Source organism: Planococcus sp. PAMC 21323, assembly GCF_000785555.1.
Lineage (GTDB): Bacteria > Bacillota > Bacilli > Bacillales_A > Planococcaceae > Planococcus.
Genome location: NZ_CP009129.1, coordinates 998783 through 1021806 on the forward strand (window position 1 = coordinate 998783; position 23024 = coordinate 1021806).

Sequence of the window (23024 nt, forward strand, 5' to 3'; positions counted from 1 at the left end):
TTCAGATAGTTAATGGTCAAAAAGCAGACATATAGAGCTTGAAAAAGCTTTATCTATCTATGCTAAAATAAAAATGGGGTGAAAAGATGAAAAAAATAATAATCATACCAGTTTTAATGGCATTCGTACTGAGTGCCTGTTCAAACGAACCAGAAAAAACACAAGTGGAAACAACAACTGAAACTAGTCCGGTTCAAGTTGAAGTTGAAGGCTATCCACAACTTTCGACAGAAGTTGCTGAAAACGAAGCATTAGTCGAACTCAATACATCGGTGGGAATGATGAAAATCAAACTATTTCCAGAGATCGCACCAAAGACAGTTGAAAACTTTCTGACTCTTGCTGAAGAAGGCTATTACGATGGTTTGACTTTCCACCGAGTTATCGAAAACTTTATGTTACAAACAGGAGATCCTACCGGTACAGGTGGTGGGGGTGAAAGTATTTACGGTGCACCATTTGAAGATGAATTTAACGATCATCTCGTTAATATTCGAGGAGCTTTATCTATGGCCAATGCTGGACCTGGAACAAATGGCAGTCAATTTTTCATTGTCCAAGCCCCTGAGGTGACAGAGGATATGTTTAAAAAAGAGTACCCACAAGAACTTCAAGATGCTTATTTGGAACTAGGAGGTACGCCTTGGCTTGACGGAGGGCATACTGTTTTCGGTCAAGTAATTGAAGGGTTAGATGTGGTCGATGCGATTGCCACAGTTGAAACCGTAAGTGATAAGCCAGTAGACGACATCGTTATCGAATCGATCGATATACTTCAGCAATAACAAAACCGTTGTTTCGAAGCACTTGCAGCTTTTCTTTTTTCGGTTATGTGCTATTATAGCCCTAACGATAGAGAAATGTTAGGTGAAACCGATGGGTATGAATGAAATGAACAGAAAAGCTGTTGACATCATGAAGTATTGGGATCCATTTGCTATAGGTTCGGAATCATATGGACAAGAAATTGGCAATGTAATTACAGAGTTGCAAGTTGTTGATCATCCATCAGAGCTTGCAAAAGCCATCCAAAGGAGCTATGAAAGTTCATTTGGAAAGTGGATTCCTTTAGAGCAATGTGTAGACATTTCCTACAAATTAATCGCGATTAAGTTCGAAGCAAAACACATCATTTAAAACAAAAAGAGCGTCCGGCATATTTGCCGGACGCTCTTTTTTATGGATTTCTAAAATTATAAGCCGTCTACTAAATTTGAAGCAGGTACTTCTAATGCATTTGAAAGAATCATGATATTTTGGGTTGATGGAACTTCTTCACCACTTTCAAAGGCTTGAAGTCTAGCAATCCCAATACGTGTTTTTAATGCCAGTTCGTCTAGTGACAAGTTGCGTTCTTCGCGAAGCGCTTTTAATTGTGCGTGTAACTCTTTTTTCATATTTATGCACTCCTTCTCATATGGAACTTTCTTCTATAATACAATACTATCATGTAAAGAAACATTAAGGTAGGTTTAAGTTATGGCGGTTTTTAGACTATTTAGATTAAAAAATAGCGATTAAGCCACGGATAAACACGACGATGATAGCGGCTGGTGCAACGTAACGCACGAGTACACGCCAAATGTCGACCCAAATTTTTTGTTGAGACAATTCATTATGCACATCTTCTTTTGTTAACACATAGCCTGCGAAAATCGCAGTAAACAATGCACCGAGTGGTAAGCCGATTCTACTTGTTAATGTGTCCATTAGATCGAAGAATGTCATCCCGAAGAAAACTTCTTGTGGCATAACACCGAAAGACAATGCACTTGGAATTCCGACGATGAAAATCATTAAGCCAAAAATGATGGCAATCCGGCGACGACGATCATATTTACTTTTAACACCAATTGAAACTGCAATTTCCAACATAGAAATCGAAGAAGTTAAAGTTGCAAATAGTAATAAAATAAAGAAGATAATCATTAAAAATTGCCCCATAAACAATTGGTCAAAAATAGCGGGTAAAATGATAAATACCAATCCAGGGCCTTGGTCAGGTGTATAACCTAAAGCAAACACTGCTGGGAAAATGATCAACCCTGCCATTATTGAAATAACAATGTTTAAAGACACTACACTAACGGATGAGCGTGTTAAGTTTTCTGATTTTGATAAATAAGAAGCGTAAGTTATCATCCCTGCAACACCCACACTTAGCGAGAAGAACGCTTGACCAAGTGCAACTAATGCAGTTTCAAAATTAAAGAAAGACCAGTCAGGAACAAACATAAAACGTACGCCTTCCATTGCGCCATCAAGCGTTAATGAACGAACCATTAACACAACGAAGAAAATGAGTAACGCAGGCATCATGATTTTGCTTGCACGTTCAATCCCGCCTTTAATGCCTCCTGCTACAATCCAAACAGTTAAGCCCATGAAGGCAGCTTGAGCGATTAGCACTTCCCACGGATTTGTAATGATTCCACCAAACAAGTCGGCAAATTCACTATCTTCTAATCCAGACAGCTGAAACAGGATGGAGCGACCCAAGTAAGACAATACCCAACCGCCAACAACACTGTAAAAAGACAAAATTAGAAATGAAAAGAAAAATCCAGACCAGCCAATTAAATACCACGGTTTGCCGGGTGCTTGTTTTTTAAGTCCACTAACCGCATCTGCTTGACCTCTACGACCAATTACAAATTCAGCAAGTAAAACGGGCAAGCCGATTAGTACTGTACTAAGTATAAACAGTAAGATAAAGACACTGCCGCCATTCGCACCGGTTTCATATGGAAATTTCCAAATTGCTCCTAAGCCGATGGCGCTTCCTGCTGCCGCTAATATAAAGCCAAACTTAGAACTCCATTGGTCACGTGTTTTCAAAATTATCACTCCTATTTCGTATAGATTTCCTCATTTTACACGAGCTGCACTAAAAAAAGTAGCAGTTTTTTGAAACGTCCTTCTTTAAGAATCGTAGTATGAAGTATTATCTTGAAAAAAATGATTATTCAGACGACAGGGAGTGGAACGATGTCTCTAACGGCAAGTGACTACACTAAAGCTCAAAAAGGAAATGAGGAAGCATTCGACAAATGGGTTGAGGATAAGCTGCCGGACTTGGGACGATTTGCCTTTCAATTAGGTATTCCTTTAAAAAACTTACCTGAATTTCAGCAACTAATTTTACAACAATTTCAAAAAGAACTCGATAAAACTGAAGAAAACCAAGCAAAAGTAAGGCTTTATCAAATCGTAATAGAACAGCTATACAAACATGATTTCGATGATGAAAACAGTGAACAAGCTAATATTTTAAGTTTTCAAGAAGACAATGAATTGCATTTAGAGTTGCAAAATCTAGAAAAAGACCAACAAATATCTATAGTACTCATTCATTTTCATAGTTACTCGTTAGCAACTATTTGTCGCATCACAGAAAAAACAGAACAACAAATAGAAGAGTTGATAAATACAGGGACGCAATCCATTCAAGAAACACTAAAGTTAGACCAAGTGCAATTAAAGCAACGATTTTCAATGCTGGAGAAATCCTATCTACGCCTTGTTCTACCTTTGCCGCTTGAGCAAGAAATTCATAATTTAACAGAAAAAGTGGTTTCTGAAAAACTAAAGTCCAGTCCTGTTCCACAATCTACCCGAAAAAAAACAAGCTTTATACTAGGAGCTGCATGTATTTTTTTAGCCACTGTTGTCGGAGCAAGCTTTGCCATGAACGACCAATCAACGGAAACTAAGGAATCGGCAGAACAACAAGAAATGGAAACCATTACGGATGAAAAAATCGAAGAATGGCGCAATCAGTATGAAGACATAAAAAGAACATCGCCCAAACGGTTAGGAATTACAGAAGAGCAATATAAAAAGTTTGATTATGTAAAAAAAGCAGATAAAGAAATGGCACTCGTTTTTAGCGAGAAAGCAATAGAGTCGTTAAAAGACAATCCGATTGAAATGGAATCGAAAGTTAACCGTCTGTTTAGACAAATTGAAACACCACAAGGAATGGTCAAATCTTTATCTAGTCACAATATGTTGTCTTCTGAAACAGAAGACTTTTTATTGCAATATACCTCGAAAACAGGCGAGCTACGAGACTTTGTGGACAAACTATTGATAAAATACCAATCTGAATTAGATGGAATAGAAGACATGGAACAATTATCTACAGAAAAGCTAATGGCTCAATCTCATAATTATCCTGAAGAGTTGCAGTTAGTTGTAAGAGCTCTACCTGAATACAATCAAATGATCATCGTTCATTCTAACAAGGAACGGTTCAGAGCGATACGAAGCGTTGACCTGCTTTATGGCCAACAACTGATTAACAGCGATCCTTACGCTTCTCAGTATTTAAGTTGGTTGGGAGGAGACCCTTTTTTAGACGATAGTGGGTTTTTATGGAGCTTGGAACAAATCACAGAACAGCTTTTATCGATGGAGCAAGCTTTGTTACAGGAAGAGACAGATACTTCCTTATACGATGGAATAGATATTGCTTATCAGCAGATTTTTTGGCAACTGGTTAAAGGTACTGAAAATACGGCGATATTTGACAAAAATGGCACAGTCAAATTAGAGTACCAAAACGCTTGGAACCGCATCGCTACGTCCAATCCAATGGCTTATATCATGTTACCCATCTTAGATGAAATGGAAGCTAGTGGTTGGACTACTTCAAAATCCTATGAGCAATTGGAATTTCATCATCTATCAGATGCAGTAGATATGGAAAAGTCAGGAGAACTTGCCGCTAAATTACCCAATGGTGATTTAATGATTGAAGATGCATTAGTGGATATGAAAGATTTCGATTATAGCCGAATAAAGGATTTATACAACTCGTTTAAAACAAGTCATGATTTGCAATTATTAGCAGGGGTACCACCTTTGGATGTGCTGTTTATGTATCATTATGCCAATGAAATCGAGGACTCAGAGACACAATGGTATTTGTTAGCAGATAGTCCATTAAAGCCGGCTCTCAAAGTTTATCAACAACAGTGGAGACAAATTCCTAAAATTACCGAAAAAGCAAGATGGGTCGAATTGTCTGCTGAATCAACTAAGCAACGTATAAAAGAAAAAATTTATATTTATCCTCAAGTCAATATGGACGAATTTGAGGAACAACTGGATTTGATGTTAGTTTCGGAAAAAGACCATATTTGGCAAATCGACTACAGACATTATGAAAGTCATGATTTGCTTGAAGGAGATCAGAAATTTAAACAGCAAGTTGAGTCTTTGTACAATGCGTTTGCTGTAAGTCACGAAAAACGATATATAGAAAATGCAAAACCGAGTGAAATAGCGGGACTCTTTTTTAAAGCTATTGAAGAAGAAGATGTTCCAACTATGAAACAATTAGTGCCAGGACTTGACATAGCAGACGAAGAATTTCTGGCTTTTTCTGAGATGTACAACCTCCTTCCACTTTCCGAATTGGTAGAACTAACATTTAAGTCACATTTTACGCCTTTTGTTTCTTCAGGGTATGATGGATCTATAGAAACTAAATATAAAATGGGGACTTCTGAAAGTACACACGAACAGTATTTCTATATGGACAAAATGGAAAAAGGGTGGCGAATGAGAAATATATATAAATACTAGTTTTACTCTCAGCCCATAGTTGTGCTATAATATACAGATGCCAACAGGTGTATAGGATAATTAGATATGACTAGGAGCGGGTAAACATGACAAAAACATACCAAACAGGCGATACGGTTTCAGGAAAAGTTACAGGAATCCAGCCATACGGCGCATTCGTAGCTTTAGATGACCAAACTCAAGGATTGGTTCACATTTCAGAAATCACTCACGGTTACGTGAAAGAAGTTAGTGAATATTTGGAAGTAGGACAAGAAGTTGACGTGAAAGTATTGGAAGTTGATTCGAAATCTAAAAAAATCAGCTTATCAATCCGCGCACTTCAAGAGCAGCCAGTAGCAGCTCAAAAAACTGAAAAACCAAAACAATCTCTTCAGTCACACGTGAACGAAAGTGATTCTGAAGGATTCAACTCTTTGAAAGAAAAAATGCAAGAGTGGATCAAACGTTCTGGACAGTAAGAAAGTAAAAAACGAAGCGTAGACATTATGTCTGCGCTTCGTTTTTTTTGATTTTCCGTAAACGGTATTGAAGATTTTGACGGCTCATACCAAGAGCAGCTGCAGCTTTCGTTACATTGCCATTATGCAAATCCATCGCCTTTTGTAAGTAATACATTTCAGCTTCAAACAAATATTCCTCCAGTGGCAATAACTCCGTAGTAGACTGAACGATAAAATCTTCAGGTTTTTGCGTACCGTTATCATGACTCTTTAACTTAAAGTGATGGGGCAACATATCTGCCGTTACAATTTCCTGCGTAGTCAACATAGAAGTGACTTCATCAAGCAATAACTCAAGTTCTTTTAAATTTCCTGGCCAATCGTAGTCATGCAATAATTCCGTTACTTCAGCATCAAGTCCATGAACGACGGATCCTACTTTCATGCGATGGCGGGAAAAGTAATCCTCTACAAACGGTAAAATATCTTCTTTGCGCGATCTCAATGGTTCAACTTTAATCGTCATTGCCGCAAAGAAATAATACAAATCTTTTAGTAGTTTGTTTGATGCGATCAATTCGACCGGGTCTTCACCTACACTGGCGATAAAATACGTATTTCCACGCGAACGTTCCTCGGCCATTGTCAATAATTGCTCCTGCAAAGCCAAAGGTAACAAATCAATTCTTTCACAGTAAATCGTTCCATCGCCCATTTGCTTAATATCTTCTCCTAATTTGTCAATGATGGTGCCGTCTGTTCCGTGGCAGTAGAGTGTATACATATGTCTAATAGAAGATTGTGCCCAGTGAATAGCCTCAGCAATTAATTCTTTACCAGTTCCTGATTCACCAACTAATAAGACCGGTAGTTTTGCAGTTGCAGCTTTTTCAGCAGTATCGATAACTTTTTTCATGCTTTTTGAAACAGCGGATATTGCAGAAAAGGTGATCGGTTCATCGTATTTTTTTAACGGTTGGTAAATTACTCTTTCAAGTGTAGTAACATCTCTAGATAATTCAATTGCACCAATTAACGCACCTTTTTCCACTACAGGGTAGGTATCATTGATCGTAGTTATTTCCTGACCTTTGCGGTTCCAATAAGTTTGTTTAACGCTAAAAACAGGTGTACCACTTTGCAACACTTGTAGTAAAGTACTCTCGTGTTGGTCAAAACGAAACATTTCAAGCAATGAACGGTCGGCAAGTTCCTCAAAATCAAAGCCTTCAATTTCACGCATTTTATTATTGTATAAAATCGTTTTTCCTTTTGTATCGATGGCGTGAATCCCAATAGCCACGTGCTCTCCAGCAAATTTATAAAACGGTGATAAATCGATATCTTCCGGTTTCAAAACACTCACTCCAAAATTATTTTGACTTTTTAAACGAAAACACTTGAATTATGCAACAATCTTTTGCATTATTATAAGTGGAAACAGTTTAAAAGTGCAAATTTTTTTTGCGCTCACATAAAACTCAAGGAGGATTTACATGATTCCCTACAAACACGAACCATTCACAGATTTTTCAATTGAGAAGAATCGCACAGATTATCTAGAGGGCTTGAAAACAGTTGAAGCTTATTTAGGACAAGATTATCCGTTAATTATTGGTGGAGAACGAATCACTACTGAAGATAAAATTATTTCTTTCAACCCAGCTAACAAAGAGGAATTGATCGGACGAGTTTCAAAATCAAATAAAGAATTAGCTGAACAAGCAATGCAAGCAGCTGATGAAGCTTTTAAAACATGGAAAAAAGTAAAACCTGAAATTCGCGCAGATGTGTTAATGAGAGCAGCTGCGATTGTACGTCGTCGCAAACACGAATTCTCTGCACTTTTAACAAAAGAAGCAGGTAAGCCTTGGAACGAAGCAGATGCAGATACAGCTGAAGCAATTGACTTCATGGAATACTATGCTCGTCAAATGCTACGTCTTAAAGACGGTATGCATGTAGAAAGCCGTCCGGGCGAAGATAACCGTTACGACTATATTCCATTGGGAGTAGGCGTTGTTATCTCACCTTGGAACTTTGCTTTCGCAATCATGGCTGGAACAGCTGTTGCAGCGATGGTAGCAGGTAACACAGTGCTATTAAAACCAGCATCGACAACTCCAGTTGTTGCTTATAAGTTTATCGAAGTTCTTGAAGAAGCGGGAATGCCTGCAGGCGTTGTTAACTTTATTCCTGGACCAGGAGCTGAAGTGGGCGACTACTTAGTCGATCACCCGAACACTCGCTTTATCTCATTTACAGGTTCAAAAGAAGTAGGTCTTCGCATTGCAGAACGTTCTTCTAAAGTAAACAAAGGACAAATCTGGATGAAACGCTTGATCGCTGAAATGGGCGGTAAAAACACGATGGTCATCGATAAAGACGGAGACCTTGAGCTTGCAGCACAATCAATTGTGAAATCTGCTTTCGGCTTTAGTGGACAAAAATGTTCGGCTGGATCACGTGCAGTTATCGTTGAAGATGTGTACGATACAGTACTTGAACGCGTTATCGAATTGACAAAAGAATTGACAATCGGTGACCCTACTGATCAATCAAACTACATGGGGCCAGTTATTGATGGCAACTCGTACGATAAAATCATGAGCTATATCGAAATTGGTAAACAAGAAGGACGTCTTGTAGCTGGTGGAGACGGAGACAATTCTAAAGGTTTCTTCGTAAACCCAACTGTCTTCGCTGACCTTGACCCACAAGCTCGTATTATGCAGGAAGAAATCTTTGGTCCAGTTGTAGGATTGATGAAAGCTAAAGATTTTGACCATGCACTAGAAATTGCGAACAATACAGAATACGGTTTAACTGGCGGAGTTATCACTAACAACCGTGCTAACCTTGAAAAAGCGCGTGAAGAGTTCCATGTTGGTAACTTATACTTCAACCGCGGCTGCACAGGCGCGATCGTTGGATATCAGTCATTCGGTGGATTCAATATGTCTGGAACTGACTCAAAAGCAGGCGGCCCAGATTATATCGTTCTTCACATGCAAGCAAAAACTACTTCTGAAATGTATTAATCTATCACCAAATGGTATAATAATTCATTAAAAGGCGGACTAAGGTCTGCCTTTTTTTAAAAAAGGAGGAAATTACATGACACAAACACAAACTATTATTGAACAAACAGAAAAATTTGGTGCTAATAACTATCATCCACTTCCAATCGTTATCACAGAGGCAGAAGGTGTATGGGTAAAAGATCCAGAAGGCAATAAATTTATGGATATGTTGTCGGCTTATTCGGCTGTTAACCAAGGTCACCGTCACCCGAAAATTATTCAAGCATTAAAAGATCAAGCAGACCGCGTTACATTAACGTCACGGGCTTTCCATAACGACAAATTAGCTCCATGGTACCAATTAATTTGCGATATTTCAGGTAAAGAAATGGCGTTACCAATGAATACTGGTGCGGAAGCAGTTGAGACCGCTTTCAAAGCTGCGCGTCGTTGGGCTTATGATGTAAAAGGCGTTGCTGAAAATCAAGCAGAAGTTATTGCTTGCGACGGAAACTTCCACGGTCGTACGATGACAGCTGTTTCTTTATCATCAGATCCTGAATACCGTAGAGGCTTTGGACCAATGCTACCAGGCATTAACTTAATTCCTTTTGGAGATTTAGAAGCATTGAAAAATGCCATTACACCAAACACTGCTGCATTCTTAATCGAACCAATTCAAGGAGAAGCAGGAATTATTATGCCTCCTGAAGGATTCTTAAAAGCTGCAAGAGAACTTTGCCGCGAAAACAACGTACTATTTATTGCGGATGAAATTCAATGTGGCCTTGCACGTACAGGGAAAATGTTTGCTTGTGAATGGGAAGATGTAAACCCGGACATGTATATTTTAGGAAAAGCACTTGGCGGAGGAGTATTCCCGATTTCATGTGTGGTTGCTAATAAAGACATTCTTGGCGTATTCAACCCAGGATCACACGGTTCGACTTTCGGTGGGAACCCACTTGCATGTGCAGTGTCAGTTGCTTCATTAGAAGTTTTACTTGATGAAAAATTATCAGAACGCTCTCAAGAACTAGGTGAATATTTCATGGGCAAATTACGTGAAATCACACACCCTTCTGTAAAAGAAGTTAGAGGCCGTGGGTTATTTATCGGTATGGAATTAACAGAAGCAGCAAGACCGTATTGCGAACAGTTAAAAGAATTAGGTCTATTATGTAAAGAAACACATGATACAGTTATTCGTTTCGCTCCACCTTTGATTATCACAAAAGAAGAATTGGATTGGGCGATCGAACGCATCCAAAAAGTATTCGCTAATTAAGTTCTTCATGGTAAATAAATCTCCAAATGTGTTACACTAGTTGCTGAGTAAATACTAATTATAAAGAGGCGAATTAATACAATGGCTGAAAACTTGAACTTGTTGACGTCTACGCAGGATGTTATTAAAACTGCATTAGATAAGCTTGGATACGAAGAGGCGATGTACGAGCTTTTAAAAGAACCAATGAGAATGTTAGAAGTACGCATTCCGGTCCGTATGGATGATGGCAAAACAAAAGTCTTTACCGGATTCCGCGCACAACACAGTGATGCGGTTGGTCCGACAAAAGGTGGAGTTCGTTTCCACCCGGATGTAAATCGTGAAGAAGTAATTGCCTTATCAATGTGGATGACATTAAAATGTGGAATTGTAGAATTACCTTACGGCGGAGCAAAAGGTGGCATTATTTGTGACCCACGCGAAATGTCCATGCACGAGATTGAGAAATTGAGCCGTGGATATGTCCGCGCAATTAGTCAATTTGTTGGACCAAACAAAGATATTCCAGCACCAGATGTATTCACCAACTCACAAATCATGGCTTGGATGTACGATGAATACAGCAAAATTGATGAATTTAACTCACCTGGTTTTATTACAGGTAAGCCGATTGTTCTTGGTGGATCTCAAGGCCGTGACAAAGCAACTGCTCAAGGTGTAACCATTTGTATTAACGAAGCAGCAAAAAAACGTGGTTTGGATATGCAAGGTGCACGCGTTGTTATTCAAGGTTTTGGGAATGCAGGAAGTTTCCTTGCGAAATTCCTTCATGACGCAGGTGCGAAAGTAGTAGGGATTTCAGACGCATATGGTGCTCTTCATGACCCAGATGGTTTGGATATTGATTATTTACTAGATCGCCGTGACAGCTTTGGAACAGTTACTACATTGTTTGACAACACCATTACAAATAAAGAATTATTTGAATTGGATTGTGACATTTTAGTACCTGCAGCTATCGCTAATCAAATCACAAAAGAAAATGCTAACGACATTAAAGCTTCTATTGTAGTTGAGGCAGCTAACGGCCCAACAACTGCAGAAGCAACGAAAATGCTAACAGAGCGTGGTATTCTTTTGGTACCTGACGTTCTAGCAAGTTCTGGTGGAGTTACAGTTTCTTACTTTGAGTGGGTACAAAATAACCAAGGTTATTATTGGACACAAGAAGAAGTCGACGAAAAACTTAACAAGAAATTAATCGACGCATTTGAAAACGTATATAACGTGGCAACTACTCGTAATATTGATATGCGTTTAGCAGCATATATGGTCGGCGCTCGTAGAACTGCAGAAGCTTCACGCTTCCGTGGTTGGGTTTAAGACATAAAAAACCGCCTGGAATTTATTCCGGGCGGTTTTTCCGTCTCAATCTTTTGCAATTTACTTGGCATAACTTCATAATATGATTTGAATAGAGGAGGATGATTGGATGAACGCATTTTCATTTTACAACCCAGTAAAACTTATTTTTGGTCAGGGTCAGCTTAAAGCTGTGAAAGAAGAGTTGCCGAAATTTGGTAAGAAAGTATTGCTAGTATATGGTGGAGGCAGCGTTAAAAAAAGCGGTCTTTATGACGAAGTTATTCAAACTTTAGCTGAAGCTAATCTTGAAGTTTTTGAACTAGCAGGAGTCGAACCTAATCCACGTATTTCAACCGCTAAAAAAGGGATCGAAATTTGTAAAAAAGAAGGCATTGATATGCTGTTAGCAGTTGGTGGAGGTTCAGTTATTGACTGTACAAAACTTATCGCTTGTGGCGCGAAATACGACGGCGATGCATGGGACCTAGTTTCTCGTAAAGCACAGCCAGAAGAAGCCCTACCTTTTGGAACAGTATTAACTATTGCTGCAACAGGTTCAGAAATGAATGCAGGATCAGTTATTACAAATGAAGAAACTCAAGAGAAATATGGCTGGGGAAGCCCGTTATCATTTCCACAATTTTCAATACTAGATCCAACATATACGTTAACAGTACCGGAAAACCACACAGTTTACGGAATTGTGGATATGATGTCTCACATCTTTGAACAATATTTCAATGATGCAACGAGCACGCCAGTTCAAGACCGGATGTGTGAAGGTGTGTTGAAAGCAGTGATCGAAACAGCGCCGAAATTAATGGATGACCTTCAAAGCTATGAGCACCGCGAAACAATTATGTTCGCAGGTACTATGGCATTGAACAAATTCCTCGAAATGGGTTATAGAGGAGACTGGGGTTCACATAATATCGAACATGCAGTGTCTGCAGTTTACGACATCCCACATGCTGGCGGATTAGCAATTTTATTCCCGCAATGGATGCGTCATAATGTAAAAGTAAATCCAGCTCGTTTTGCTCAAATGGCAGTTCGCGTATTTGACGTAAATCCAGAAGGTAAGTCAGAAGAAGAAATCGCTTATGAAGGAATCGATCGCTTGTCAGCATTCTGGACTTCATTAGGCGCACCAACTCGTTTAGACTACTATGATATCGATGATTCAAAAATCGATTCAATGGTTGATAAAGCGATGGTCTATGGTGAGTTCGGTAACTTTGCAAAATTAAAAGGCGAAGACGTAAAAGAAATTTTACAAGCTTCACTATAAGAAAAAAGGCTCAGCGCTTAAGCGTTGAGCCTTTTGTTTATTTTGGATTAAGATTTTCTGGACGTTTACTTAAATGCTTCCAATGTGTTTCACCATCATCTGCATCAAGTGAAACGATAACGTCATCTACACTTGGTTGACTTAGAATTATTTCTGCTAAACGATCTTGTAAAGCATCAGCTTGAATCACAGTTAGTTGTGGATCGACTTCAATTTTAGTTTCCACATGAAGGAATTCTCCTTCTTTCACTACTTCTAACTCGCGGATGTCTCGAACATCGGGATGATCACTTAAGATGTGAGCGATGTGGTTGACCATTTGTTCATCTGTTTCACCGATTGCTCCACGTGCATTATCCATAAAGACTTTGCCGACAACATACAGCATCATAAGACCGATTGCGATAGACGCAGCACCTTCAACTTGTAGAAACCCTGTATAATGTGCAATCAATACAGCAACCAATGCTAAAACCCCACCTGCAGTAGCGACTAAATCTTCTAAGAACACTAATTTTGTAGCAGGTTTTGCTCGATTTAAATGGGCAAAGCTTGTTGTAAGAGGTGCCATTGCTCCACCTGTGACTCCTGCTTCATGCAGAATTTCTTTACCCGCTTTATATAGAACAAAAAATTCAAGAAGAATAGCGATAGATAATACCACGACACTTATAATGAATCCTTCAGCTTCTACTGGAGCGGATAATTGATGCCATCCTTCAATAATTGTTTCATAAGCCATGACTCCAACGATAAGTACCGCACCTAAGAGTACAATATTCAATAAGCGCCCAAAACCATTCGGGAACTTTTTTGTTGGTGCTTTCTTAGAAAGAGCTGAACCGATAAAAACAAAGTATTGGTTAGCCGCATCTCCGATCGAGTGCATTGTTTCAGCGAACATGGCAACGTTTCCGGTAAAAAAGAATGCTACACCTTTCATAATTGCGATAAATGTATTAATGATTGCTGCCGTCAATGACGGCTTATTGCCCTTTTTCAGTAAACCAAAAAACTCTTTCATAAAACTCCTCCTAAATTAAATTAGTTCAATTTCTACTTCCTTAACTTTTTCCATATCCGATAGTTCTTGATAAAGATCAATGGTATCTTTATCGTTTGAAACAGACATACGAATTGATAACTCATGAGAAGAAAAAGAGCTTTCCTTGTCTGAATGGGTAATGGACAAACTTTCTACAATAGAACCACCTGCTTTTAATTCATCTAACACCTCCCGAATAGCTGAACGTTCAGTAACCACTACTTTAATGTTTGCTTCGACCATTTTTAGCCGAGTTGGTCCGAATTTAAAAAGAAGTGGGGGTAACACTTCTATTGCAAAAAGAACAATAAGTACTGCTGTTACGGCTTCGATATAAAATCCTGCTGCAACAGCAATACCAATTCCACCTGCACCCCAAATCATAGCTGCGGTCGTTAACCCCGAAATAGAATCATTTCCGCGCTTTAAAATCACGCCAGCTCCTAAAAATCCAATACCTGAAACGATCTGTGAGGCTAGACGTAAAGGATCCATTGTAATATTAACATTATCATATTCACTGCCTTGTGCAATATAGGCAGATTCAATGGAGATAATTGTGATTAAACAACTAAATGTTGAAATAACGATACTGGTTTTTAATCCAACAGGTTTTCGTTTTAATTCTCTTTCTAAACCAATTACTAAACTCAATAGAGCAGCTATAAGAAGTTTAAAGAAAGTTTCTAATGAAGAAACTTCCAAAGCACTGAAAAACTCCATAAAGAAAACCTCCATTTATATTATCTTATATTGATTCTGGATGTAGAAAGTGGCAAACTAATTTAGTGGCTGTCGGTAAAGAAAGATTAGAAGAAGAGGTGTGGACATGGAAAAACCGGCTATTCATCCATATATCCCTATCATTATAGGGGTTTTCTCGGTAGCATTGTCAGCAATTTTTGTGAAGATGACAACTGCGGATTCTGGAGTAACAGCTTTTTACCGTATGTTATTCTCTGTATTAATCATGAGTCCGGTCTTCTTACTAAAATATACCCATGAAATCAAAAAGTTAAGCAAAAGAGATTGGATTTTTGCTTCGGTAGCTGGCGTATTTTTAGCATTTCATTTCATTCTATGGTTTGAATCGCTTAATTACACATCGGTAGCCAGTTCAACGGTGCTTGTGACATTGCAACCCTTATTCGCTTTTGCGGGTACGTATTTCTTTTTCAAAGAGAAACTCTCTATTAAAACGCTCCTGTCTGGTGCAATTGCAATATTGGGTAGTGTGTTAATTGGGTATGGCGATTTCAAAGTAAGTGGAAGTGCTCTTTATGGAGATTTATTGGCCTTAATTGCTTGTGCGTTAATTACAACTTATTTGTTATTTGGTCAAGATGTACGCAAGAGATTGTCGTTAGTTACATATACATTTGTAGTTTATAGCATCAGTACAATAACATTATTCTTCTATATTGTATTAAAAGGAGAGTCATTCGGACCTTATCCAACTTCGGAATGGATGTGGTTTTTATTATTGGCAATCATTCCAAACTTGTTAGGACACACTTTATTCAATTGGGCTTTAAAGTGGGTAAGTACGAACGTTATCTCGATCGCTATCCTTTTTGAACCCATAGGTGCTGCTATACTTGCCTATTTTATACTCGGGGAATACTTAACGGTATCTCAAATTGTTGGGGGAAGTGTAGTGTTAGCGGGGATTATGCTGTTTGTTACAGACTACAATAAAATTAAAAAGTACTTTTTAAAAATAAAGGCTTGATTTTTCGCGCGTGGCGGTTTATATTTATATATGTCCTTAAGACAACTCGGAAAAATATTTTGAAATAGTATTGACATCGAGATTGAAACAGGATATATTAATAAAGTCGCCAATGAGCGCGGCAAACAAATTGAACCTTGAAAACTGAACAGCAAAACGTCAACAAATAGCAACGGTCGCGCAAAACGGCCCGCGCAAAACTTACTGATCAGCCTTACGCAGATCAAAGCGAATCGTGCGTCTTCGGACGGCGATACGCCAGCAGTATTGAGCAATCAACACTACTCTATAATGGAGAGTTTGATCCTGGCTCAGGACGAACGCTGGCGGCGTGCCTAATACATGCAAGTCGAGCGGAACATTGGGAGCTTGCTCCCATTGTTTAGCGGCGGACGGGTGAGTAACACGTGGGCAACCTGCCCTGCAGATCGGGATAACTCCGGGAAACCGGTGCTAATACCGAATAGTTTGCGGCCTCTCCTGAGGCTGCACGGAAAGACGGTTTCGGCTGTCACTGCAGGATGGGCCCGCGGCGCATTAGCTAGTTGGTGGGGTAATGGCCTACCAAGGCGACGATGCGTAGCCGACCTGAGAGGGTGATCGGCCACACTGGGACTGAGACACGGCCCAGACTCCTACGGGAGGCAGCAGTAGGGAATCTTCCGCAATGGACGAAAGTCTGACGGAGCAACGCCGCGTGAGTGACGAAGGTTTTCGGATCGTAAAACTCTGTTGTGAGGGAAGAACAAGTACCAACTAACTACTGGTACCTTGACGGTACCTCACCAGAAAGCCACGGCTAACTACGTGCCAGCAGCCGCGGTAATACGTAGGTGGCAAGCGTTGTCCGGAATTATTGGGCGTAAAGCGCGCGCAGGCGGTTCTTTAAGTCTGATGTGAAAGCCCACGGCTCAACCGTGGAGGGTCATTGGAAACTGGAGAACTTGAGTGCAGAAGAGGAAAGTGGAATTCCATGTGTAGCGGTGAAATGCGTAGAGATGTGGAGGAACACCAGTGGCGAAGGCGACTTTCTGGTCTGTAACTGACGCTGAGGCGCGAAAGCGTGGGGAGCAAACAGGATTAGATACCCTGGTAGTCCACGCCGTAAACGATGAGTGCTAAGTGTTAGGGGGTTTCCGCCCCTTAGTGCTGCAGCTAACGCATTAAGCACTCCGCCTGGGGAGTACGGCCGCAAGGCTGAAACTCAAAGGAATTGACGGGGGCCCGCACAAGCGGTGGAGCATGTGGTTTAATTCGAAGCAACGCGAAGAACCTTACCAGGTCTTGACATCCCACTGCCCGGTGTAGAGATACACTTTTCCCTTCGGGGACAGTGGTGACAGGTGGTGCATGGTTGTCGTCAGCTCGTGTCGTGAGATGTTGGGTTAAGTCCCGCAACGAGCGCAACCCTTGATCTTAGTTGCCAGCATTCAGTTGGGCACTCTAAGGTGACTGCCGGTGACAAACCGGAGGAAGGTGGGGATGACGTCAAATCATCATGCCCCTTATGACCTGGGCTACACACGTGCTACAATGGACGGTACAAAGGGTTGCCAACCCGCGAGGGGGAGCCAATCCCATAAAACCGTTCTCAGTTCGGATTGTAGGCTGCAACTCGCCTGCATGAAGCCGGAATCGCTAGTAATCGTGGATCAGCATGCCACGGTGAATACGTTCCCGGGCCTTGTACACACCGCCCGTCACACCACGAGAGTTTGTAACACCCGAAGTCGGTGAGGTAACCCTTGTGGAGCCAGCCGCCGAAGGTGGGACAGATGATTGGGGTGAAGTCGTAACAAGGTAGCCGTATCGGAAGGTGCGGCTGGATCACCTCCTTTCTAAGGATAAATTCGGAACCGAGTTTTCTCGGGGTTGACGTTTTGCGTTCAGTTTTGAAGGTTCACCTTCAATGGCAACATTGAAAAAAATCTTCTTATCAGTAAGACAATTATACTCAAGAGGGCCTATAGCTCAGCTGGTTAGAGCGCACGCCTGATAAGCGTGAGGTCGATGGTTCGAGTCCATTTAGGCCCACCATTCTTCTTGGGGCCTTAGCTCAGCTGGGAGAGCGCCTGCCTTGCACGCAGGAGGTCAGCGGTTCGATCCCGCTAGGCTCCACCAATCATTTTGTACGCAGAAATGATGAACTTGTTCTTTGAAAACTGGATAAAACGACATTGAAACAAATGCAAGAAATTCAAGTACGCGTGACCATTGGTCACAACTTTTTAATTAACCATTGGTTAAGTTAGAAAGGGCGCACGGTGGATGCCTTGGCACTAGGAGCCGAAGAAGGACGGCACTAACACCGATATGCTTCGGGGAGCTGTAAGTGAGCGATGATCCGGAGATTTCCGAATGGGGGAACCCACTACCTTTAATCGGGTAGTATCCATGTGTGAATCTATAGCACATGAGAAGGCAGACCCAGGGAACTGAAACATCTAAGTACCTGGAGGAAGAGAAAGCAAATGCGATTCCCTGAGTAGCGGCGAGCGAAACGGGATCAGCCCAAACCAAGAGGCTTGCCTCTTGGGGTTGTAGGACACTCTATACGGAGTTACAAAAGGTAGGATTAGGCGAAGCGACCTGGAACGGTCCGCCACAGCGGGTAACAGCCCCGTAGCCGAAAACCCTACCCCTCCAGAGTGGATCCTGAGTACGGCGGAACACGTGAAATTCCGTCGGAATCTGGGAGGACCATCTCCCAAGGCTAAATACTTCCTAGTGACCGATAGTGAACCAGTACCGTGAGGGAAAGGTGAAAAGCACCCCGGAAGGGGAGTGAAATAGATCCTGAAACCGTGTGCCTACAAGTAGTCAAAGCCCGTTAATGGGTGATGGCGTGCCTTTTGTAGAATGAACCGGCGAGTTACGATTACATGCAAGGTTAAGCTGAGAAGGCGGAGCCGCAGCGAAAGCGAGTCTGAATAGGGCGCCAGAGTATGTAGTTGTAGACCCGAAACCAGGTGATCTACCCATGTCCAGGGTGAAGGTAAGGTAACACTTACTGGAGGCCCGAACCCACGCACGTTGAAAAGTGCGGGGATGAGGTGTGGGTAGCGGAGAAATTCCAATCGAACCTGGAGATAGCTGGTTCTCTCCGAAATAGCTTTAGGGCTAGCCTCAAGATAGAGAATCCTGGAGGTAGAGCACTGTTTGGACTAGGGGCCCATCCCGGGTTACCGAATTCAGACAAACTCCGAATGCCAGTGATTTATGCTTGGGAGTCAGACTGCGAGTGATAAGATCCGTAGTCAAGAGGGAAACAGCCCAGACCACCAGCTAAGGTCCCCAAATATCCGTTAAGTGGAAAAGGATGTGGCGTTGCTTAGACAACCAGGATGTTGGCTTAGAAGCAGCCATCATTTAAAGAGTGCGTAATAGCTCACTGGTCGAGTGACACTGCGCCGAAAATGTACCGGGGCTAAACGGATTACCGAAGCTGTGGATGGATCTCGTAAGAGATCCGTGGTAGGAGAGCGTTCTAAGGGCGTAGAAGTCAGACCGGAAGGACTGGTGGAGCGCTTAGAAGTGAGAATGCCGGTATGAGTAACGAAAGACGGGTGAGAATCCCGTCCACCGAATGCCTAAGGTTTCCTGAGGAAGGCTCGTCCGCTCAGGGTTAGTCGGGACCTAAGTCGAGGCCGATAGGCGTAGACGATGGACAACAGGTTGATATTCCTGTACCACCTCCCCGCCGTTTGAGCAATGGGGGGACGCAGAAGGATAAGGAGAGCGTGCCGTTGGTTGTGCACGTCCAAGCAGTGAGGCGTGGAATGAGGCAAATCCCATTCCTGATACGTTGAGCTGTGATGGCAAGAGGGTTTACCCTTAGAGTCCCTGATTTCACACTGCCAAGAAAAGCCTCTAGCGAGGCGGGAGGTGCCCGTACCGCAAACCGACACAGGTAGGCGAGAAGAGAATTCTAAGGTGAGCGAGTGAACTCTCGTTAAGGAACTCGGCAAAATGACCCCGTAACTTCGGGAGAAGGGGTGCTCTGGTAGGGTGAATAGCCCGAGAGAGCCGCAGTGAATAGGCCCAGGCGACTGTTTAGCAAAAACACAGGTCTCTGCAAAACCGTAAGGTGACGTATAGGGGCTGACGCCTGCCCGGTGCTGGAAGGTTAAGAGGAGTGCTTAGCGCAAGCGAAGGTGCGAATTGAAGCCCCAGTAAACGGCGGCCGTAACTATAACGGTCCTAAGGTAGCGAAATTCCTTGTCGGGTAAGTTCCGACCCGCACGAAAGGCGTAACGATCTGGGCACTGTCTCAACGAGAGACTCGGTGAAATTATAGTACCTGTGAAGATGCAGGTTACCCGCGACAGGACGGAAAGACCCCGTGGAGCTTTACTGTAGCCTGATATTGAATTTTGGTGCAACTTGTACAGGATAGGTAGGAGCCTGAGATTCCGGAGCGCCAGCTTCGGAGGAGGCGTCAGTGGGATACTACCCTGGTTGTATTGAAATTCTAACCCACAAGCCTGATCGGCTTGGGAGACAGTGTCAGGCGGGCAGTTTGACTGGGGCGGTCGCCTCCTAAAGAGTAACGGAGGCGCCCAAAGGTTCCCTCAGAATGGTTGGAAATCATTCGTAGAGTGTAAAGGCAGAAGGGAGCTTGACTGCGAGACGTACATGTCGAGCAGGGTCGAAAGACGGGCTTAGTGATCCGGTGGTTCCGCATGGAAGGGCCATCGCTCAACGGATAAAAGCTACCCCGGGGATAACAGGCTTATCTCCCCCAAGAGTCCACATCGACGGGGAGGTTTGGCACCTCGATGTCGGCTCATCGCATCCTGGGGCTGTAGTCGGTCCCAAGGGTTGGGCTGTTCGCCCATTAAAGCGGTACGCGAGCTGGGTTCAGAACGTCGTGAGACAGTTCGGTCCCTATCCGTCGCGGGCGCAGGAAATTTGAGAGGAGCTGTCCTTAGTACGAGAGGACCGGGATGGACACACCGCTGGTGTACCAGTTGTTCTGCCAAGGGCATCGCTGGGTAGCTATGTGTGGCCGGGATAAGTGCTGAAAGCATCTAAGCACGAAGCCCCCCTCAAGATGAGATTTCCCATTGCGCAAGCAAGTAAGATCCCTCAAAGACGATGAGGTAGATAGGTTCGAGGTGGAAGCGTGGCGACACGTGCAGCTGACGAATACTAATCGATCGAGGACTTAACCAACAAACTGTAGGCGAAGATCTTGCATGTTCCAATGTCGTTTATCCAGTTTTGAAAGAATAAGAAAAAGTTTTTGAAAAAAAGCTTGAATAAACCAGTGATATACTGGTATAATGAATCTTGTCTTTCAAAACCAAATAGTCCAGTGATGATGGCAAAGAGGCCACACCCGTTCCCATCCCGAACACGGCAGTTAAGCTCTTTTGCGCCGATGGTAGTTGGGGGTTTCCCCCTGTGAGAGTAGGACGTCGCTGGGCAATACATATCGGAGGATTAGCTCAGCTGGGAGAGCATCTGCCTTACAAGCAGAGGGTCGGCGGTTCGATCCCGTCATCCTCCACCATTTTTTTGCCGGAGTAGCTCAGTTGGTAGAGCAACTGACTTGTAATCAGTAGGTCGAGGGTTCGACTCCTTTCTCCGGCACCACTATTTCGAGCCATTAGCTCAGTTGGTAGAGCATCTGACTTTTAATCAGAGGGTCGAAGGTTCGAATCCTTCATGGCTCACCATTTTATTCTAAATTTAATAATGCCACGCGGGTGTGGCGGAACTGGCAGACGCACTAGACTTAGGATCTAGCGCCTTCGGGCGTGGGGGTTCGACTCCCTTCACCCGCACCATTTTTTGCGGAAGTAGTTCAGTGGTAGAACGCCACCTTGCCAAGGTGGAGGTCGCGAGTTCGAACCTCGTCTTCCGCTCCATATGATTTTCAACGTTACCGACCCTTAGCCGGGGTGGCGGAACTGGCAGACGCACAGGACTTAAAATCCTGCGGTAGGTGACTACCGTACCGGTTCGATTCCGGTCCTCGGCACCATTTACATCAATAGCATCATGCGCCCGTAGCTCAATTGGATAGAGTACTTGACTACGAATCAAGCGGTTAGAGGTTCGAGTCCTCTCGGGCGCACCATATTTTTTAAAAAACTCAGCACCTAAGTTCGGGAAGTAGCTCAGCTTGGTAGAGCACTTGGTTTGGGACCAAGGGGTCGCAGGTTCGAATCCTGTCTTCCCGACCAAACAATGGGGCCTTAGCTCAGCTGGGAGAGCGCCTGCCTTGCACGCAGGAGGTCAGCGGTTCGATCCCGCTAGGCTCCACCAACTCATTACATTAAAGATCCCGGCGGCGTAGCTCAGCTGGCTAGAGCGTACGGTTCATACCCGTGAGGTCGGGGGTTCGATCCCCTCTGCCGCCACTTTTTTAGGACCTTTAGCTCAGTTGGTTAGAGCAGACGGCTCATAACCGTCCGGTCGCAGGTTCGAGTCCTGCAAGGTCCACCATTTGTATTTTATCACGGAGGAATACCCAAGTTTGGCTGAAGGGATCGGTCTTGAAAACCGACAGGGGAGTCAAATCCCGCGGGGGTTCGAATCCCTCTTCCTCCTCCATTTTTTCTAAATGTGTGGACAATTATTTTTAAAAAATGTTGGATATTAGTACCTATATTATTGTCGCGGGGTGGAGCAGTTCGGTAGCTCGTTGGGCTCATAACCCAAAGGTCGCAGGTTCAAATCCTGCCCCCGCAACCAAATGGTCCCGTGGTGTAGCGGTTAACATGCCTGCCTGTCACGCAGGAGATCGCCGGTTCGATCCCGGTCGGGACCGCCATTTTTATTTAATGTAGTGGGTCAGTAGCTCAGTCGGTAGAGCATTAGATTGAAGCTCTAAGTGTCGGCGGTTCGATTCCGTCCTGACCCACCATTTTATGCGGGTGTAGTTTAGTGGTAAAACCTCAGCCTTCCAAGCTGATGATGGGGGTTCGATTCCCCCCACCCGCTCCATAATTATTACATATGGGCCTATAGCTCAGCTGGTTAGAGCGCACGCCTGATAAGCGTGAGGTCGATGGTTCGAGTCCATTTAGGCCCACCATTCCGAAGTAGCTCAGTGGTAGAGCACCGCACTGTTAATGCGATGGTCGTAGGTTCGAGTCCTACCTTCGGAGCCATACTGGGGAAGTACTCAAGTGGCTGAAGAGGCGCCCCTGCTAAGGGTGTAGGTCGGGCAACCGGCGCGAGGGTTCAAATCCCTCCTTCTCCGCCAGTATTTGGCCCCTTGGTCAAGCGGTTAAGACACCGCCCTTTCACGGCGGTAACACGGGTTCGAATCCCGTAGGGGTCATCATAAAA

Annotated in this window: 14 protein-coding genes, 22 tRNA genes and 3 rRNA genes; 34 read left to right on the forward strand and 5 right to left on the reverse strand. The window is 43.0% G+C overall.

All coding sequences use genetic code 11. From position 1 onward, the window contains the following. Window positions 1-86 precede the first annotated feature (86 nt). Together PLANO_RS05005 and PLANO_RS05010 are read left to right on the forward strand one after the other, a co-directional pair. Window positions 87-785, forward strand: a complete 699-nt coding sequence (locus PLANO_RS05005; RefSeq protein ID WP_038703401.1) for a peptidylprolyl isomerase — start codon at window positions 87-89, stop codon at window positions 783-785. Between the two features lie 91 nt (window positions 786-876). Next, on the forward strand, window positions 877-1137 hold the full coding sequence (locus PLANO_RS05010) for a DUF1871 family protein (protein WP_038703402.1): 261 nt from the start codon (window positions 877-879) through the stop codon (window positions 1135-1137). Between the two features lie 56 nt (window positions 1138-1193). Here the strand turns inward: PLANO_RS05010 and PLANO_RS05015 are convergent, their stop codons facing one another. Beyond that, a complete protein-coding gene (locus PLANO_RS05015; RefSeq protein WP_008497679.1) occupies window positions 1194-1397 on the reverse strand; it encodes a helix-turn-helix domain-containing protein in 204 nt (67 codons plus the stop codon). A gap of 106 nt (window positions 1398-1503) precedes the next feature. After that, entirely contained in the window at window positions 1504-2838 is a 1335-nt protein-coding gene (locus PLANO_RS05020; RefSeq protein ID WP_038703403.1) for a sodium-dependent transporter, read from the reverse strand. A gap of 120 nt (window positions 2839-2958) precedes the next feature. On the opposite strand from PLANO_RS05020, the gene PLANO_RS05025 reads away from it, so the two are divergent. Next, window positions 2959-5592, forward strand: coding sequence for a hypothetical protein (locus PLANO_RS05025; protein WP_231554774.1), 2634 nt, complete (start codon window positions 2959-2961; stop codon window positions 5590-5592). Between the two features lie 86 nt (window positions 5593-5678). Beyond that, on the forward strand, window positions 5679-6053 hold the full coding sequence (gene yugI, locus PLANO_RS05030) for a S1 domain-containing post-transcriptional regulator GSP13 (RefSeq protein ID WP_038703405.1): 375 nt from the start codon (window positions 5679-5681) through the stop codon (window positions 6051-6053). Window positions 6054-6078: 25 nt separating this feature from the next. On the opposite strand, the gene PLANO_RS05035 is transcribed toward yugI, so the two are convergent. After that, window positions 6079-7392, reverse strand: coding sequence for a sigma-54-dependent Fis family transcriptional regulator (locus tag PLANO_RS05035; RefSeq protein WP_038703406.1), 1314 nt, complete (start codon window positions 7390-7392; stop codon window positions 6079-6081). A gap of 139 nt (window positions 7393-7531) precedes the next feature. Here PLANO_RS05035 and pruA point away from each other — a divergent pair, with 139 nt between their 5' ends. The 4 genes from pruA to PLANO_RS05055 all read left to right on the forward strand — a co-directional run bounded on the left by pruA (window position 7532) and on the right by PLANO_RS05055 (window position 12945). Next, window positions 7532-9076 (forward strand): L-glutamate gamma-semialdehyde dehydrogenase, encoded by a 1545-nt coding sequence (gene pruA, locus PLANO_RS05040; protein ID WP_038703407.1) that lies wholly within the window; start codon window positions 7532-7534, stop codon window positions 9074-9076. A gap of 76 nt (window positions 9077-9152) precedes the next feature. Beyond that, window positions 9153-10346 (forward strand): ornithine--oxo-acid transaminase, encoded by a 1194-nt coding sequence (locus PLANO_RS05045; RefSeq protein ID WP_038703408.1) that lies wholly within the window; start codon window positions 9153-9155, stop codon window positions 10344-10346. A gap of 81 nt (window positions 10347-10427) precedes the next feature. Then, window positions 10428-11672, forward strand: a complete 1245-nt coding sequence (locus PLANO_RS05050) for a Glu/Leu/Phe/Val family dehydrogenase (protein WP_038703409.1) — start codon at window positions 10428-10430, stop codon at window positions 11670-11672. A 109-nt stretch (window positions 11673-11781) separates the two neighbouring features. Then, window positions 11782-12945, forward strand: coding sequence for an iron-containing alcohol dehydrogenase (locus PLANO_RS05055; RefSeq protein ID WP_038703410.1), 1164 nt, complete (start codon window positions 11782-11784; stop codon window positions 12943-12945). A gap of 37 nt (window positions 12946-12982) precedes the next feature. On the opposite strand, the gene PLANO_RS05060 is transcribed toward PLANO_RS05055, so the two are convergent. Together PLANO_RS05060 and PLANO_RS05065 are read right to left on the reverse strand one after the other, a co-directional pair. Beyond that, entirely contained in the window at window positions 12983-13969 is a 987-nt protein-coding gene (locus tag PLANO_RS05060) for a cation diffusion facilitator family transporter (protein WP_038703411.1), read from the reverse strand. A 15-nt stretch (window positions 13970-13984) separates the two neighbouring features. Next, entirely contained in the window at window positions 13985-14713 is a 729-nt protein-coding gene (locus tag PLANO_RS05065) for an MgtC/SapB family protein (RefSeq protein ID WP_038703412.1), read from the reverse strand. A 106-nt stretch (window positions 14714-14819) separates the two neighbouring features. Between PLANO_RS05065 and PLANO_RS05070 the strand changes: the two genes are divergently transcribed. The 26 genes from PLANO_RS05070 (at window position 14820) to PLANO_RS05195 (ending at window position 23016) form a co-directional block, all read left to right on the forward strand. Then, window positions 14820-15722 carry a DMT family transporter gene (locus PLANO_RS05070; RefSeq protein ID WP_038703413.1) on the forward strand — a complete coding sequence of 301 codons (903 nt, stop codon included), beginning with the start codon at window positions 14820-14822 and terminating at the stop codon, window positions 15720-15722. A 288-nt stretch (window positions 15723-16010) separates the two neighbouring features. Continuing rightward, window positions 16011-17560, forward strand: a 16S ribosomal RNA gene (locus PLANO_RS05075). Between the two features lie 122 nt (window positions 17561-17682). After that, window positions 17683-17759, forward strand: a tRNA-Ile gene (locus PLANO_RS05080). A gap of 8 nt (window positions 17760-17767) precedes the next feature. Next, window positions 17768-17843, forward strand: a tRNA-Ala gene (locus PLANO_RS05085). Window positions 17844-17963: 120 nt separating this feature from the next. Then, a 23S ribosomal RNA gene (locus tag PLANO_RS05090) occupies window positions 17964-20897 on the forward strand. 138 nt (window positions 20898-21035) lie between these two features. Then, window positions 21036-21151: ribosomal RNA gene (rrf, locus tag PLANO_RS05095) — 5S ribosomal RNA — on the forward strand. Together the 16S, 23S and 5S rRNA genes with 22 tRNA genes alongside form the textbook arrangement of a ribosomal RNA operon. 10 nt (window positions 21152-21161) lie before the next feature. After that, a tRNA-Val gene (locus PLANO_RS05100) sits at window positions 21162-21237 on the forward strand. Between the two features lie 7 nt (window positions 21238-21244). Then, a tRNA-Thr gene (locus PLANO_RS05105) sits at window positions 21245-21320 on the forward strand. 7 nt (window positions 21321-21327) lie between these two features. Beyond that, a tRNA-Lys gene (locus tag PLANO_RS05110) sits at window positions 21328-21403 on the forward strand. Between the two features lie 26 nt (window positions 21404-21429). Beyond that, window positions 21430-21514 (forward strand) — tRNA-Leu (locus PLANO_RS05115). 6 nt (window positions 21515-21520) lie between these two features. After that, window positions 21521-21595, forward strand: a tRNA-Gly gene (locus PLANO_RS05120). Between the two features lie 27 nt (window positions 21596-21622). Then, window positions 21623-21711: transfer RNA gene (locus PLANO_RS05125), tRNA-Leu, on the forward strand. Window positions 21712-21730: 19 nt separating this feature from the next. Beyond that, a tRNA-Arg gene (locus PLANO_RS05130) sits at window positions 21731-21807 on the forward strand. A gap of 29 nt (window positions 21808-21836) precedes the next feature. After that, a tRNA-Pro gene (locus PLANO_RS05135) sits at window positions 21837-21913 on the forward strand. Between the two features lie 6 nt (window positions 21914-21919). Next, window positions 21920-21995 (forward strand) — tRNA-Ala (locus tag PLANO_RS05140). A 21-nt stretch (window positions 21996-22016) separates the two neighbouring features. Then, window positions 22017-22090, forward strand: a tRNA-Met gene (locus PLANO_RS05145). 8 nt (window positions 22091-22098) lie between these two features. Further along, window positions 22099-22175: transfer RNA gene (locus PLANO_RS05150), tRNA-Ile, on the forward strand. Between the two features lie 15 nt (window positions 22176-22190). Then, window positions 22191-22283: transfer RNA gene (locus PLANO_RS05155), tRNA-Ser, on the forward strand. 64 nt (window positions 22284-22347) lie between these two features. Further along, window positions 22348-22424, forward strand: a tRNA-Met gene (locus PLANO_RS05160). 3 nt (window positions 22425-22427) lie between these two features. After that, window positions 22428-22503, forward strand: a tRNA-Asp gene (locus PLANO_RS05165). 17 nt (window positions 22504-22520) lie between these two features. Continuing rightward, window positions 22521-22596: transfer RNA gene (locus tag PLANO_RS05170), tRNA-Phe, on the forward strand. Between the two features lie 6 nt (window positions 22597-22602). After that, window positions 22603-22676 (forward strand) — tRNA-Gly (locus tag PLANO_RS05175). A gap of 14 nt (window positions 22677-22690) precedes the next feature. Next, window positions 22691-22767: transfer RNA gene (locus tag PLANO_RS05180), tRNA-Ile, on the forward strand. A gap of 1 nt (window position 22768) precedes the next feature. Then, a tRNA-Asn gene (locus PLANO_RS05185) sits at window positions 22769-22843 on the forward strand. 4 nt (window positions 22844-22847) lie between these two features. Continuing rightward, window positions 22848-22938, forward strand: a tRNA-Ser gene (locus tag PLANO_RS05190). Window positions 22939-22944: 6 nt separating this feature from the next. Further along, a tRNA-Glu gene (locus PLANO_RS05195) sits at window positions 22945-23016 on the forward strand. The last annotated feature ends 8 nt before the right edge of the window (window positions 23017-23024 follow it).